10 protein-coding genes and 1 riboswitch are annotated in these 14,434 nt (G+C 70.1%); of the genes, 8 read left to right on the top strand and 2 right to left on the bottom strand.

Annotated elements, in window-relative coordinates; genetic code table 11:
• Window positions 1-329 precede the first annotated feature (329 nt).
• From V7067_RS02425 to V7067_RS02390, 8 genes are all read left to right on the top strand, one after another.
• A complete protein-coding gene (locus V7067_RS02425) occupies window positions 330-908 on the top strand; it encodes an Hsp20/alpha crystallin family protein (protein WP_334174276.1) in 579 nt (192 codons plus the stop codon).
• Between the two features lie 920 nt (window positions 909-1,828).
• A riboswitch (cobalamin riboswitch) is annotated at window positions 1,829-2,034 on the top strand.
• A gap of 228 nt (window positions 2,035-2,262) precedes the next feature.
• Window positions 2,263-4,278 (top strand): TonB-dependent receptor, encoded by a 2,016-nt coding sequence (locus tag V7067_RS02420; protein WP_334174275.1) that lies wholly within the window; start codon window positions 2,263-2,265, stop codon window positions 4,276-4,278.
• A 55-nt stretch (window positions 4,279-4,333) separates the two neighbouring features.
• Complete coding sequence (locus V7067_RS02415) at window positions 4,334-5,212, top strand: ABC transporter substrate-binding protein (protein ID WP_334174274.1); 879 nt, start codon at window positions 4,334-4,336, stop codon at window positions 5,210-5,212.
• Window positions 5,209-6,219: an iron ABC transporter permease gene (locus V7067_RS02410; RefSeq protein WP_334174273.1), complete on the top strand. Its 1,011-nt coding sequence runs from the start codon at window positions 5,209-5,211 to the stop codon at window positions 6,217-6,219. The genes V7067_RS02415 and V7067_RS02410 overlap by 4 nt, the downstream gene beginning before the upstream one ends.
• Before the next feature lie 13 nt (window positions 6,220-6,232).
• Window positions 6,233-7,048: an ABC transporter ATP-binding protein gene (locus V7067_RS02405; RefSeq protein WP_334174272.1), complete on the top strand. Its 816-nt coding sequence runs from the start codon at window positions 6,233-6,235 to the stop codon at window positions 7,046-7,048.
• A 1,694-nt stretch (window positions 7,049-8,742) separates the two neighbouring features.
• Entirely contained in the window at window positions 8,743-9,156 is a 414-nt protein-coding gene (locus V7067_RS02400) for an energy transducer TonB (RefSeq protein ID WP_334174271.1), read from the top strand.
• Window positions 9,157-9,612: 456 nt separating this feature from the next.
• Window positions 9,613-10,062, top strand: coding sequence for a universal stress protein (locus V7067_RS02395; protein WP_334174270.1), 450 nt, complete (start codon window positions 9,613-9,615; stop codon window positions 10,060-10,062).
• 276 nt (window positions 10,063-10,338) lie between these two features.
• Window positions 10,339-12,384, top strand: a complete 2,046-nt coding sequence (locus V7067_RS02390; RefSeq protein WP_334174269.1) for an NAD(+) synthase — start codon at window positions 10,339-10,341, stop codon at window positions 12,382-12,384.
• Window positions 12,385-12,534: 150 nt separating this feature from the next.
• Here V7067_RS02390 and V7067_RS02385 read toward each other — a convergent pair whose 3' ends face one another.
• The gene (locus V7067_RS02385) at window positions 12,535-12,954 is read right to left on the bottom strand and encodes a DUF3775 domain-containing protein (protein WP_334174268.1); all 420 of its coding nucleotides are present in this window, start codon (window positions 12,952-12,954) and stop codon (window positions 12,535-12,537) included.
• A 153-nt stretch (window positions 12,955-13,107) separates the two neighbouring features.
• Window positions 13,108-13,632, bottom strand: coding sequence for a flavin reductase family protein (locus V7067_RS02380; protein ID WP_334174267.1), 525 nt, complete (start codon window positions 13,630-13,632; stop codon window positions 13,108-13,110).
• Window positions 13,633-14,434 lie beyond the last annotated feature (802 nt).

Raw genomic sequence — 14,434 nt, 5'->3', positions numbered from 1 at the left:
GGCCGGATGGCAGCGCGATGCGGCGGGAGGTGCGTGGCTGTTTCCCTCTCCCGAGAAGCGCTGACAGGACGCGCGGCACACATGCCCGCCCGCCCGGTCTGAACTGCCGGTTTGGTTCCCTCCAGCCGGACAGGCGACCTGCAATGCCACCCGATGCTGCGGCCTTGGCCCCATAACCGAGCAGGGCCGCAGTGGGTGCCCCGGCCGATTGCCCCCGAAACGGGCTGTCGCAGACGCGGCATACGCGGGTTGGTTGCCGGGTGGCCGGTCCTTTGTGGCGTCATTGCCATGCGGTGCGGGGGATAAGGACAAGGGAGAAAAAAGCGATTATGGCCGACACGACCAATGTGGCAGTCAATGCCCCGGCTGAGGGCAAGGCTATGGCCTCTGCTGCGCCGGTGGCTGGCGGTCCCTTCGAGGAAATGCGGCGTGAAGCCGAGCGTCTTTTCGAGGCCTTTGAGCCCGGGGCGTTCGTTGCCGACCCGTTCAATGCACCGGCCTTTGCCCGTCTGGCAGCGCTCGCGCGCCGTCCCGCCGAAGCCATGTGGCCGTTCGCACCGACGGGCAAGGCGGCAATGATGCCGGCGGTGGATGTGGCCGAAAAGGCGGGCGAGTACGAGATCACCGCCGAGCTTCCGGGCCTTGAGGCCGGGGATGTCGACGTAAAGGTGACCGGCGGCGTTCTCACCATCCGCGCTGAAAAGCGGGATGAGCGGGAAGAGAAGGACAGGGATTATTTCGTCAGCGAGCGGCGCTACGGCACGTTCGCACGGTCCTTCAGGTTGCCGGACGGGGTTGATCGCGCGGCCATCGAGGCGGGTTTCGCCCGGGGCGTGCTGACCATCCGCCTGCCGAAGATCCCGGCAGCCCGCGAAGAAGCACAGACGATCGCCGTGAAGCCGGCATAAGGGGCCGGCGCACTGAACGCGAGAAGAGGTCAGAACGCAAGCAAGAGGGTGTGCGCACAGGACCGGGCGCAGGAAAAGACCGCCCGGCAGCGCACGACAGAACAGCGCATGCGAGAGACGGAGCGCCACGGACAGGCATATGGAACCTTCCGTGGCGCGGTTCCGCCCGATGATGGCAGCGACGGAGACAGGCGAACGCCCCGGCCCCGGATGAAATGAGGCCGTGGAACAAGCTGGCGGACGAAACAGATGAGGGCAGGCCCCTCGCCGCCGGTTAATGCGTTCGCGACCGGATTGTCCGCTGTCTGCCCGCGCTGGGCTGAGACATGACGTGAAAGGGGCTGCGGTCTGCCACGGGCAGGACCGGCCCCGATAAACCGGTCTGGCTGGCCGGCCGGCGTGTGCGCCCACCCTACCCGGGCGCCGCCGGCAGCCTGTCAGGCAACGATCCGTATCCGGGGCCGCGCGCATCTCCCTTTCCGCGCTGGCCGGCCCGGGGTGCGAGGGGCGAAGTCTCGCCGGGGGCAACGGCCGGCTTCGCTTGAGGGCGCCGGGCCTTCAGCATTGCGCTGAGGGCGTGAAGCGGCGTCCGGCACGGCGGATCACCGGCGGCCTGCGCGCCAGAGCGGCGCAGCAGGGTGAGGTGCTGGCGCCCGATCCTCCCACGGTGCAGCCTGCCTCGGCTGTCCGGTCCGATCGCCGTGCTTCCTGCAGGCCGCTCTGTCGCCATGCGACAGGGTGGCCTTTCTTCTTTCACAGCCCGCCCTTTCAATACCCGCGTTTCCCGCTCTGTCGTTGCCCGCTGCCGGGCCCGTTCGCGGTCCGCGCCGGCACCTGCCGCGGTGGTGCGCCGGCGCAACAATCAGCGGGCGTTGCGCAGGGCCGGCAATGTGCCACGGTTGACGCGCCTTGCTGCCGCTTCCTACAGTGCGCCGGACGGTTCCCCACGGGGATCAAATGGGAATGCAGGACGGACCGCCTTTGCGGCGGAACGGAGCTGCGGCTGCCCCCGCAACTGTGCGTGGCGAGCGTTCCGCCGGCGACCACTGGAGCCCGATGGCTCTGGGAAGGTGGCGGGAGCGATGACCCATCAGCCAGGAGACCTGCCGTCAGCCGTGTTTCACACGCGACGACCGTGGGCGGGGTGCACCACCGGTAGTTCCCTCGCCTCCTGCCGGGAGGCCGGGCGGGACTTGGATCGCGGTGATGTGCAACAGCCGTCCCGACCGAGGTCCCAATGCCGGGTCTTTCCTCCAGCGCCGCGCCTGCGGCGCATCGTTCCGTTTCACGTCTTCGCCGGGATCTTCCGGTTCGCCCGGTTCTTCCGGTTCGCTCATCCCTTCCCGCGCGTTCCGTGCTGCTCGCCTCCGCGGCCATCATGCTTGCCGCGGCCCTGCCCGGCCCTGCCCGCGCCCAGAGCAGCGGCGACGCGAGCCAGACCCGGAACCAGACCCAGGCCACCGCTGCTGCGGATGCGGCCGCCACAGACGTTGCCCCGCAGACCACGGCTGCGCAGGAAAAGCCGGACACGGGCGGTCTGGAGCTTGAGCCGATCACCATTTCCGCCAACCTCACCGACACGCCCTCCACCGAGGTCGGCAGTGCGGTGACGGTCATCACCGGCGAGCAGATGCAGCGCCAGCAGATCCGCTTTGTGCAGGATGCCCTGCGGCAGGTGCCCGGCGTGTCGGTGAACGAGACCGGCCCGGCCGGCCAGATGACGGAAGTGCGCATCCGCGGTTCGGAGGCCAACCAGACGCTGGTCGTCATCGACGGTATCGTCGTCAACGATCCGGCGATGGGGTCGCAGTTCGATTTCTCCAGCCTGCTGGCCACCGACATCGCGCGCGTGGAAGTGCTGCGCGGCCCGCAGAGCGCGCTTTACGGCTCCGATGCCGTCGGCGGCGTCATCAACATCGTCACGCGCAAGGGCAAGGGCACCGACCTTTCAAAGCCGGAAATCGTGGTGCGCGGCGAAGGCGGCACCTATGGCACCGCCGATGGCAGCCTGACGGTGAGCGGCGCCAACGACCGGGTCAACTATCTGCTCGGGCTGTCGGGCATCACCTCGCAGAACGTGTCGGCAGCCGCGGCGTGGCGCGGCAATCCGGAAGACGACTCGTTCCGCAACGGCACCGCCACGGCCAAGATCGGAGCCGATCTTTCCGAGAATTTCACCCTCGATGTCGTTGCCCGCCGCACGCAGGCCCTGACCGATCTCGACACCTTCGAGGGCGGCGTCGGTGCCGTCGATCTCGTCGGTTCCGATGTCCGGCTGAACCAGACCTTCGGCCGGGCACAGGGCACGCTGTCGCTGCTCGACGGTCACTGGCAGCAGATTTTCGGCACCAGCTACACTGACCAGAGCAACGATTATTTTCAGGACGATGTCTATACGTCCAGCTATGTCGGCACCATGCAGCGCTACGACTATCAGTCGAACGTCAATTTCGATACCGATGCGCTCGCCGATGCCAGCCACGTTCTGACCTTCGGCGCCCTGCGCGAGATCGACGAGGCCAACGGCGATACCGGCTATTCCACGTTCGACCACTCGATCTGGAACAACACGTTCACCGGCCAGTATCAGCTGGGCGTGCTGGAAAAGCTGTTCCTGACCGGCTCGGTACAGTTCAATGAGAACGAGCTGTTCGACAACTCCACCACCTACCGCGCAACGGCCGCCTATCTGTTCGACCAGACCGGCACCAAGATCCGTTCCTCGATCGGTTCCGGCGTGAAGAACCCCACGCTGTTCGAGCTCTACGGCTATACCAACACCTATCAGGGCAATGCCGACCTGCAGCCGGAAAAAGCCACGGGCTGGGATTTCGGCGTCGACCAGCAGCTATGGGATGGCCGCGTGGTGCTGGGCGCGACCTATTTCGTGCAGCTCATTTCCGACCTCATCACCGGCACCGGCACCACCTCCGTCAACGTGCCGGGCACCTCGCGCATTCAGGGCGTGGAACTTTCCGCCAACGCGCAGGTGACCACAGATCTGACGCTGGCCGCCACCTATACCTACACCGACGGCTACGATGCCGAAGGTAATCCGCTGGTGCGCCGCCCGCGCAACATGGCCAGTCTGGTGGCTAACTATAAGTTCCTTGAAGGCAAGGCCAACGTGAACGCCTCCGTCGCCTTCAACGGCGCGCAGTGGGATTATGGCTACACCTCCACATGGGACACCTATTACACAAATCTCGATTCCTACACTCTGATCAATCTTGCCGGCTCTTACGATATCAACGATCATGCGCAGGTGTTCGCCCGCGTCACCAACCTGCTCGACGAGAAATACGAGCAGGTGTGGAGCTACGGTTCGCCGGGCCGCGCGGGCTACGCGGGCATGAAGTTCCGCTTCTGAAACCGGCGCGGGGAGGCGGACGATGGCGGGCAGTGGCAGCCGGCGCGGCCGGCGGATGGCAGCGGCAGTCGTGCTCGGCGCGGCACTGTGCGCCGCCGCGCCGGCCGGCGGCGGAACGCTGGCGGCCGGGACCGGCGGGGCGGCTGCGCCGCCGCGCCCGCACCGCATCGTCTCGCTCAACCTGTGCGCCGATCAGTTGCTGATGGCACTGGCCGACCGCGACCAGATCGCCGGGCTGACGTGGCTTTCCGCCAACCCCATGCTGTCGGCCGATGCCGCGGCGGGTCTCACCTATCCGCGTCACCACGGCAGTGCCGAGGCCGTGCTGGCCCTGCGGCCGGATCTGGTCATCGCCAGCCGCTTCACCGCACCGGACGAGGTGGCTGCCGTGCGCCGCGCCGGCGTGCCGCTGCTGATGCTGCCGGTGCCGGCCACGATTGCGCAGGTGGAGGCGCAGATTGCCGAGGTGGCGGCCGCCATCGGCCAGCCGCAGCGCGGGGCGGCCATCAACCGCGATATTGCCGCCAGTCTGGCCGCCGCCCCGCCGGCCGGAAAGCCGCCGCTGAGGGCCATCGTGGTCAGCCCCAACGGCTTCACGGTCGGCGCCGGCTCGCTGGCCGATGACGTGATGCAGAAGGCGGGGCTCGTCAATCTGGCCGCCGAACAGGGCCTTGCCGGTTATGACCGCGTGCCGCTGGAGCGCATTGCCCGCGCCGGGGCGGATCTGCTCATCTTCGATGCCGATCCCGACGGCGCCCCGGCGCTGGCCGGCGAACTGCGCCACCACCCGGCGCTGATCCGGCTGGCGGCGCAGGCCAGTCTGGTGGATATGCCCTCGAAATACTGGACCTGCGGCGGCCCCGGCGTGGCAACCGCCGTGCGCCTGTTGTCGGCGGCTGCCCGCGAAGTTGCCGCGGAAAAGGCAACGCAATGACGGCCGAACCCCGCTTTTCCCGCCGCCACGGCGCGCTGCTCGGCCTTCTCGCCGCGCTGGTGGCGCTGCTGGCAACCGCCTCGCTGCTGCTGGGCCCGGCCCCGCTCGATGTGCCGGCCGCGCTGGCCGATGTGCTGAGCGGCCGCGACACGCTCGGTGCGCTGGTGCTGGCGGACCTGCGCCTGCCGCGCGCGGCGCTGGGGCTCACCGTGGGCTTCAGCCTCGGCATAACAGGGGCGGCCTTGCAGGGTTTCCTGCGCAATCCGCTGGCCGACCCCGGCATCATCGGCGTCTCGGGGGCTGCGGCCTTCGGCGCGGTGGTGGTGTTCTATTCGGGCCTTGCCGGCGTTGCCGCGCTGGCGCTGCCGCTGGGCGGCATTGCCGGCGCGGCCGTCGCCACCGCCCTCATCTATGCGCTGGGCGGGCGGGCCAGCGGCACCGCGGCGCTCATTCTGGCCGGCGTCGCCCTCAACAGCCTCGGGGGCGCGCTCACCGCCCTTGCCCTCAACCTTTCGCCAAATCCCTATGCCGTCACGGAAATCGTGTTCTGGCTGATGGGCTCGTTCTCCGATCGCAATCCCGATGCGGTGGCGCTGGTGGTGCCGATGATGGCCGCCGGCTGGCTGGTGCTGCTGGCCACCGCGCGCGGTCTGGATGCCCTGACGCTCGGCGAGGAGACCGCCGCCAGCCTCGGTTTCAGTCTGCGGCGGGTGCGGGCGCTGGTCATCGCCGGCTCGGCGCTGTGCGTCGGGGCAGCGGTGGCGGTGGCGGGCTCCATCGGCTTCGTGGGGCTGGTGGTGCCGCATCTGATGCGCCCCCTCACCGGCCACCGGCCCGGCCGGCTGCTGGTGGCAAGCGGCCTTGCCGGAGCCGCCCTCACCCTTGCCTCCGATCTGCTGGTGCGCCTCATCCCGGTGCAGCCGGAACTGAAGATCGGCGTCGTCACCGCCCTCGTCGGGGCGCCGTTCCTCATCGCGCTCATCGGGCGCGGGCCGGCGCGTTTCTGAAGGGGGCGGCGTCATGCGGATCGAAGCGCACAACATCTCGGTCAGGCTGGGCGGCGCTCCGGTGTTGTCCGGCGTTTCTCTGGCGCTTGAGCCCGGCGCCTTCGTCGGCCTCATCGGGCCGAACGGGGCCGGCAAGTCCACGCTGCTGCGCACGCTGGCCGGGCTGGAGGCGCCGGTGCAGGGCAGCATTGCCTATGATGGTGCCGCCGCGCAGACGATCGGCCGGCGCGAGCGGGCCCGCCGCCTCTCCTTCCTCGCACAGGGCGGCGAAGTGCACTGGCGGATGACGGTGGCCGATGTGGTGGCCCTCGGCCGCCTGCCGCATCAGCGCGGGTTTTCCGGCCCCTCGCCGGCCGATGCCGCCGCCGTGGCCGCCGCACTGGCGGCCGCCGATATCGGCCATCTGGCGCACCGGACCATGGATGCGCTGTCCGGCGGCGAGCGGATGCGCGTGCGCTTTGCCCGCGCGCTTGCGGTGGAGGCCGATGCCCTGCTGGCCGACGAGCCGACCGCCGCGCTCGATCCCGGCCACCAGATCGAGATCATGGAGCGGCTGGCGGCAGAAAGCCGCAAGGGCCGGACAGTGGTTGCCGTCAGCCACGACCTGACGCTCGCCGCCCGGTTCTGCGACCGGCTGGTGATCATGGCCGCGGGCCGGATCGTTGCCGATGGCGCGCCGCAGGCCGTTCTGAGCGACGATTGTGCGGCGGCCGTCTATGGCATCACGCTGGCGCGCGGCCGGCACGGCGAACAGGCCTTCGTGGTGCCGTGGTCGCGTCTGACCCCCGCCGCACCTGCGCGGCCGGAGCCGCAACAGGGGGCCCGGTAATGGCGCCCTCATCGCCAGCCCGCGGCGCCGGCGCCACGATCATTCCCTTTCCCGTGCGCGGCGGGGCGGAAGGCGCCGGCGGCACGCTGGATCTGGCCGCCCGGCGCCTGCTGCCGGATGGCGGCGACTGGCCGGCATCCGCGCCGGCGCCGCACGCTGCCGGCCCGGGACCGGCCGGCCCGCCGCCACGGGTGCGCAGTCCGCTGCTGCTGCCGCTGATCGCCCTCGCGCTTTCCGCGGGCGTGCATGCCGGCGTGCTGTGGCTGATGCTGAACCGCCCCGTGCCGCCGCTGCCCGCCGGCACGCTGGGCGGCGTCATCGATGTGGTCCTCGTCGGCGTGCCGGGACAAGGCGACGGGGCGCCCGGCGCCCGCGATCCCGCCCCGGTCAGCGGCGACGGCGGCCCTTCCGGCCGCGCCGCGCCCGCGACACCGGATACGCACACCGCCGGCGAGCCGGCCGCAGAACGCAATGACGCCCCGCCGGCCGACGACGGCCCTCTGCCGGAAGAAGCCCGCCGCGCGGCGCCGCCGCAGGGACAGGAAGCGCCGCCGGCGAACCTGCCGGAAGCACCACCGCCGGCACCGCAAGAGGCACAGCCGGCGAGGCCGCAAGAGGTGAGGCCGGTCAACCAGCAAGAGGCGCAGCCGGTCAGCCAGCAAGAAGCACAGCCGGTAAAACCGCCAGAGGCACCGCCGAGCCCTGCGGAAACCGCGCTGCCCGCCGCCGCAGCCGTTGCGCCCGCCACCGGACCCGCGCCGGCCGACGATGTCGCCCCCCCGGCATCCCCGGCCCCGGTTGCCGCTGCATCGCCTTCCGCCGCGTTGCCTTCCGCCGTTTTGCCTGTCCTGCCGCCCCAGAGCGGGGACAGCCGGGCGGATGCGCCCGCAGCGTCGCCCGCGCCGGCGACGACAGCCGGCGCCGCACCCGAACGGGCCTCCGCAGACCGCGCGGCCGGACAGGGACGCCCCTCGCAAACCGCACCGGCAAAGGCCGCCGCCACAACACCGGCCGCGAGCGCAGACACCGCCGCGGCCAGCACGGCGGCCCAGCCGCCCGCTGCGCCCGCCGGCCGCACGGCCGCCGACAGCGCGCCTTCGCCCGCCGCGACAGCGACAATCGCCGTTGCGACGCCACCGGAGCAGACCGGTCCCGCGGCTGCCGCCGACACGGCGGCCGAACCGCCCGCCCAAACCGCAGCCGGCCGCACGGCCGAAAGCAGCGCCGCTTCGCAGCCGGCGACCGCCCCGCCCCGCACGGCCACGACACCGCAGAGCATCGCTCCCGCAGCCGATCCGGCGGCGCCGCCTTCCGCCGCGCCTGCCGCCAACCGCACCGCAGAACGCAGCGCAGCTTCGCAGCGGGCGACCGAGACGCCGCCTGCAGCGACGACACCGGAGAAGACCGCCTCCGGGCCGGAGGCCGGCGCGGCGAGCGAACCGCCTGCCCCGACCGCCGCCAACCGCACCGCCGGAAGCCGCGCAGCTGCGCAGTCCGCAGCCCCGGCTCCCCGACCGGCGACAGACCCCGCCCCCTCCGGCACAACCCCGCCGGTCGCCTCCGCCGCGCCGGTCGCCCCGAAGCCGGCGCGGACGGCGGAACCGGTGAGGAAGGTCGCCCCGGTGCAGTCTGCGCGCACCGCAGCGAAGACGCGCACACCCCGGACACCGGCGGTTGAGGGCCCGAGCGGTGCCGTGGCCGCGCGGCCGGCCACCGGCACGGCGAAGGTTGCCGGGGCCGCCGGCAGCGCCGGTTCAGGCACGAAGGCCGGCGCTGCGGCCAGCGTGGCCGGCAACGGCGGCAGCGGCCCGGCGGCGGCCGGCGCCGGCGGCACCGAGGATGGCTGGCGCCGCCGCGTGATGCTGCATCTGGAGCGGCGCAAGCGCTTTCCGCCCGGCGGAACCGATGGCACGGTGCGCGTCACCTTCACCATCGACCGCAGCGGCAACGTGCTGTCGGCACGCATCGCCAGACCGGCGGCAAACGGCGCCCTGAACCGCGAGGCTGAGAAGCTGCTGAAACGGGCCAGCCCGCTGCCCGCCCCGCCGCCGGATGTCGGCAGCGGCGCGACCCTGACGCTCACCGTGCCGCTGATCTTCGAGCGCTGACGCCGCTCGGGACCGCATCGGCGGATCGGCAGCAGGGAACGGGCGACAGGGAACCGGCGGTATCGGATCGGCAGCAGGACTGCACACACCCGGCCGGACACGGCTTCGCGGGTGTGGCCGGGCCGGTGCACCACAGCGCGGGCGCCCCGCGCCGCATCGGAACGCGGGGGCCATGACGCGCTGTTCAGCGAATCCGGCGCGCTGTTCAGCGAACCCTCAGCCGCCCGGCATCGCCCGCAACGCCTTGCCGCCGGCAACCGGCACAGGCCGGTTTCGCGGCCGGCGCGAACACGGCCGGCCGGGTCTGCGCCGCGATGGCGCCGGCTGCCGCAGGCCGGCGCCATCGCAGCGGGCGCCGGAGAAACCGGTGCGGCACAGCGGAAGAAATTCTTCCCGGTGCTTGATTTCCATCAACGAGTAACGTGATATCCTCGCCTACCAAAAATAAAAACGGGTATGGAGGAAATAATGTACCGCAACATTCTCATCCCGACCGATGGCTCCCCTCTGGCCGATGTTGCCGTGGACAAGGGGCTGGATCTGGCGAAGGCGCTGGGTGCGAAGGTGACGGCCCTCACCGTGGTCAGTCCGTTCCATGTGTTCGCCACCAGCGTCAATCAGATCGCCTATTCGCGCGATGAGTACGAAGAGCAGGTGCACAGCGCCGCCGCCAGGGTGCTTTCCGCCATTGCCGACAAGGCCCGCGACCGCGGCGTTGCCATCGAGACGCTGCAGGTGGAAAGCGAGGAGCCCTATCGCGCCATCATCGACACGGCGGCCGAAACCGGTGCCGACCTCATCGCCATGGCCTCCCACGGCCGCAAGGGCCTCAGCGCCGTCGTGCTGGGCAGCGAAACGGTGAAGGTGCTGACCCACTCCAGCATTCCGGTGCTCGTCTATCGCTGAACGCGGCCTCCGCACCGGCCCGCGCGCTGAAGCGCCGAAAGCCGGGCGGGCCTGCGGGGCTTTCCCCGGCCCCGGGAGCGGGCCGGGGGGCAGCCGTCCCCGTCACGCCGGCCCGCAGGTGCGGCACCGGGCGGGCGGGGATTTTCTTTTCCGCCCCTTGCGCGCGGCGGCGGACTGGATGAAAGGCGCCGGGGGCGTTAAGAGAGATTCGCGCTGCCGCAGGCCCCGTGCGCCTGCGGCCGAACATGGCCCCTTCAGGAACCCGCGTTGCCGGCGATGACGGATTTCCGCTCTCTCTACAGCCACGAGTTCATCCGCATTGCCGCCTGCGTGCCGCCCGGCGCGGTCACGGACCCGGCCCATGCGGTGCGCGAAACGCTGGCACTGGCGGCCCGCGGCCATGAGGCGGGCGTCGCCGTTCTGGTTTTTCCCGAACTCGGCCTGTCGTCCTATGCCATCGACGACCTGCTGTTTCAGGATGCGCTCGACGATGGTGTGGCCCGCGCCCTTGAGGCCCTGACCGAGGCCTCGGCTGGTCTCTTTCCCGTGCTGGTGGTCGGCGCACCGCTGCGCCACGGCGGACGGCTCTACAACACCGCCGTCGCGATCCATCGCGGCCGGGTGCTGGGCGTGGTGCCCAAGGTCTATCTGCCCAACTACCGCGAGTTCTACGAGCGCCGCCAGTTCACCTCCGGCGCGGGCGTCAGCGGGCAGAGCATCGTCGTGGCCGGGCAGAGCGTGCCGTTTGGCACCGACCTGCTGTTCCGCTCCGAAGGCACGGTGCCGTTCACCTTTCACATCGAAATCTGCGAGGATGTGTGGGTTCCCGTGCCGCCTTCGACATGGGCGGCCATGGCGGGTGCGGAGGTGCTGCTCAACCTTTCCGCCAGCAACATCACCATCGGCAAGGCCGATACCCGCCGTCTGCTGTGCGCGGCCCATGCCGCCCGCACGGTTTCGGCCTATGTCTACTCGGCCGCCGGGCCGGGCGAATCCACCACCGATCTGGCGTGGGACGGGCATGCCGCGGTGTTTGAGAACGGCACCGTGCTGGCCGAAACCCCGCGCTTTCCCGACGGCGCGGTGATGGCGGCGGGCGACGTCGATCTCGGCCGCCTGCGGCAGGAGCGCATGCGCCTCAACACCTATGGCGACTGCATCCGCAACGAGGCCGCCGCCACGCCGGCGTTCCGCACGGCCCTGTTCCGCCTCGATGCACCGGCCCGTGCGGTGGCCCTTGAGCGCACGGTCGAGCGCTTCCCCTTCGTGCCGGCCGATGCCGCGCGGCTCAGGGAAGACTGCTACGAGGCCTATCACATTCAGGTTCAGGGTCTTGCCCGCCGGCTGGCCTCCACCGGGCTGCCGCGGCTCGTCATCGGCGTGTCGGGGGGGCTCGATTCCACGCAGGCGCTCATCGTTGCCGCCCGCGTCATGGACCAGCTCGGCCGCGACCGGCGCGATGTGCTGGCCTATACCCTGCCGGGCTTTGCCACCTCGCAGGATACCAAGGCCAATGCGTGGGCGCTGATCCGCGCGCTGGGCGTCAGCGGCGAGGAAATCGACATCCGCCCCGCCGCGCGCCAGATGCTGGCCGACATGCATCACCCCTTCGCCGATGGCCGGCCGGTCTACGACGTCACCTTCGAAAACGTGCAGGCCGGTCTGCGGACGGATTATCTCTTCCGCCTCGCCAACCGCCACAATGCCCTCGTGGTGGGAACCGGCGATCTTTCCGAACTCGGCCTCGGCTGGTGCACCTTCGGCGTGGGCGATCATATGTCCCACTACAACGTCAACGCCTCGGTGCCGAAGACGCTGATCCAGCATCTGATCCGTTTCGTGGCCGCATCCGGGGACGTGAGCGGAGAGACCGCGCGCGTGCTCGCCGCCATTCTCGCCACCGAGATCTCGCCGGAACTGGTGCCGGCCACCGACGGGCGGACCATTCAGTCCACGCAGGAAATCGTGGGACCATATGCGCTGCAGGACTTCAATCTCTACTACCTGACGCGCTATGGATTCCGTCCGTCCAAGATCGCTTTTCTGGCCGAACATGCCTGGCGCGATGCCGCTGCCGGCAACTGGCCGGCCGATCTGCCGGCCGCCGAGCGCTGCGCCTATGACCTGCCGCAGATCCGCCACTGGCTGGCGGTGTTCCTGCGGCGGTTCTTCAGCAGCCAGTTCAAGCGCTCTACTCTGCCGAACGGGCCGAAGATCTCATCGGGCGGCTCGCTTTCGCCGCGCGGCGACTGGCGCGCACCGTCCGACGGCAACGGCCGCCTGTGGCTGGAAGAGCTGGAAGCCAACGTGCCGGAGGCCTGACGGACGCCCTCCGGTCCGGGCACGCCGCTTCAGGTCCTGCCTCAGGCCCTGCCGCGGACGAACCGGGCCCGGCTGCGTAAAGACACCGCAGCCGGCCGGGCGAAAGCGGACGTGGGCAAGCGAACGTGGGCAAGCGGACGGAATGGCGCCTCAGAGCCGGTCTGTCTCCAGTTCCTCCACCGGATAGCCGCACTGCTCCATGGCATCTTCCAGATAGTCCGGCAGCAGCGGAATGCCGAGCAGGTAGCTGGCGGTGCGGTTGTTATGAGCGCGCTCGGCCTCGCTGCGCAGGTCGTCCCAGCCGTCGATATCGGCATCGCCGCGGCCGAGCCACGCCAGAGCCACGAGATCGATCTGTTCGTCTTCGTTGAGACCACGGATGAAGCTGATGAGTTCGGCCCGCACCGGATCGGAGCGCAGATCGGCGAGCTGGCCGTGGCTGCCTTCGCCGTCGGCCTCCGAGCCCGAATCGCCGGCCGCCACCGCGTCGCGGGCCTCGAACTGGCGGGTTCTGGAAATGACGAACCACACGTCTTCCGGGGCTATTGTCAGGTTCGGCTGGTCGGCCATGATCCGTCTCCCGAGAGTTTCAGGTGGAAACGTCAGCGCCGGTTCACTTGCGGGCTTCTGCGCTGCCCACCGCTTTTGGTTGGCAGCTTGGGGCATTCACCGCGGGGGCGAATTGAGGGGTATCAACGCGGGCGGGGATTTCTGTGCGCCGCCTCAGGGCATGCGCGAAGCCAGCGTCAGCGGCGCACCGTCGGCCACGAAGCGGCCGTAACCGTGGTGGTGGATGGTGGCCGGCGCCGGATCGCGCCCGTCACGCCAGGCGGCGACCACTTCCAGCACGAACAGGTTGTATTTCGCCTTCAGGGTGCGGTCGGCCACGCGGCATTCCAGATTGGCGAAGGCCTCGCCCACGAGCGGCGCCCGCACGCGCTGCGCCTCCAGCGCTGTCAGGCCGAACGTGGTGAATTTGTCGGTGTCCCGGCCGGAGCAGTTGCCGATGGCCACCACCTTTTCCGCCAGTTCAAGGCCGGGAATGGCGATGACGCATTCGCCCGTGGCATCCAGCGCCTGAAAGCTGTAATCGCCCTCCGACACGATGCAGGCGATGAGCGGCGGCACGAATTCCACCATCATGTGCCACGACATCGTCATCACGTCGGCCGCGCCGTCTTCCGCGCGGGTGGTCAGCAGCACCACGGGGCCGGGCTCGATCAGCCGGTAGACTTCGCTCGCCGGCAACGCGGAAAAGCCGGGCGGGACGGACCCGGCCCGGTCACCGGCAAACCCGCCACTTGCAAGCCCGCCACCTGCAACCCCATCAGCTGCCAGCACATGACCCGGAAGAAGCCCGTTACCTGAAAGCCCGTTACATGAAAGGATGTGCGACACCGCCAGCCCTCCCCGTCGGCAGCCTTCCCGTCAGACGCAGGTGCGCCGGCGCCTGTGCTCGCCATTGCAGCGGCGTATGCCGTCTGTCCGGCCGGGCGAACGGCCGCGCCTGATTTCCCCGCCGGATCGCTCAGCGGCGGCGACGGCTGCGCACAGGCACCTTCACCGGCTCCGGCCTGCGGGCCGCGCGAACGGCGGCAACCGTCACGGCGGCAATGATCGCGGTCGCGATAATGGCAGTCATCATGGCCCCTCTCCCTCCGAAGTGCCGGGCGGCCGGCGATGCTGGCACGCTGGCCTGAACCCACCCGCCGTTTTGTGCCGTCACCGGATATTAAGACCGGACGGCGCGTCTGGAAAAGAGAAATCACACACCGGTTGCGGCAGGCTTGCCGTTCGCCACAGCGTTCGCCGCCGGGCGGACGGCTGGCGACACACGTTTTGCCGGCTTGCCGTTGCGGGACGGATTTCCGCTTCCGCTCCCGATATGGGGTGCCGGCGGCCCGCTGCCAAGCGGCGGGGCTGAAACCGCCGTCGCCGCCGCAAAAATCATCGGTACCAAACCGCCGGCAGGAAACCGCCGGCAAGAAATCGGCTGCAAGAAATCAGGTGACCGAATCCGGCCCCGGCATTAGCTCTTCAGGCAGGGCGG

Source organism: Pseudoxanthobacter sp. (assembly GCF_036822375.1).
Lineage (GTDB): Bacteria > Pseudomonadota > Alphaproteobacteria > Rhizobiales > Segnochrobactraceae > Pseudoxanthobacter.
Note: the sequence above shows the minus strand (reverse complement) of the source record. Positions and strands in the feature narration are given on the sequence as shown.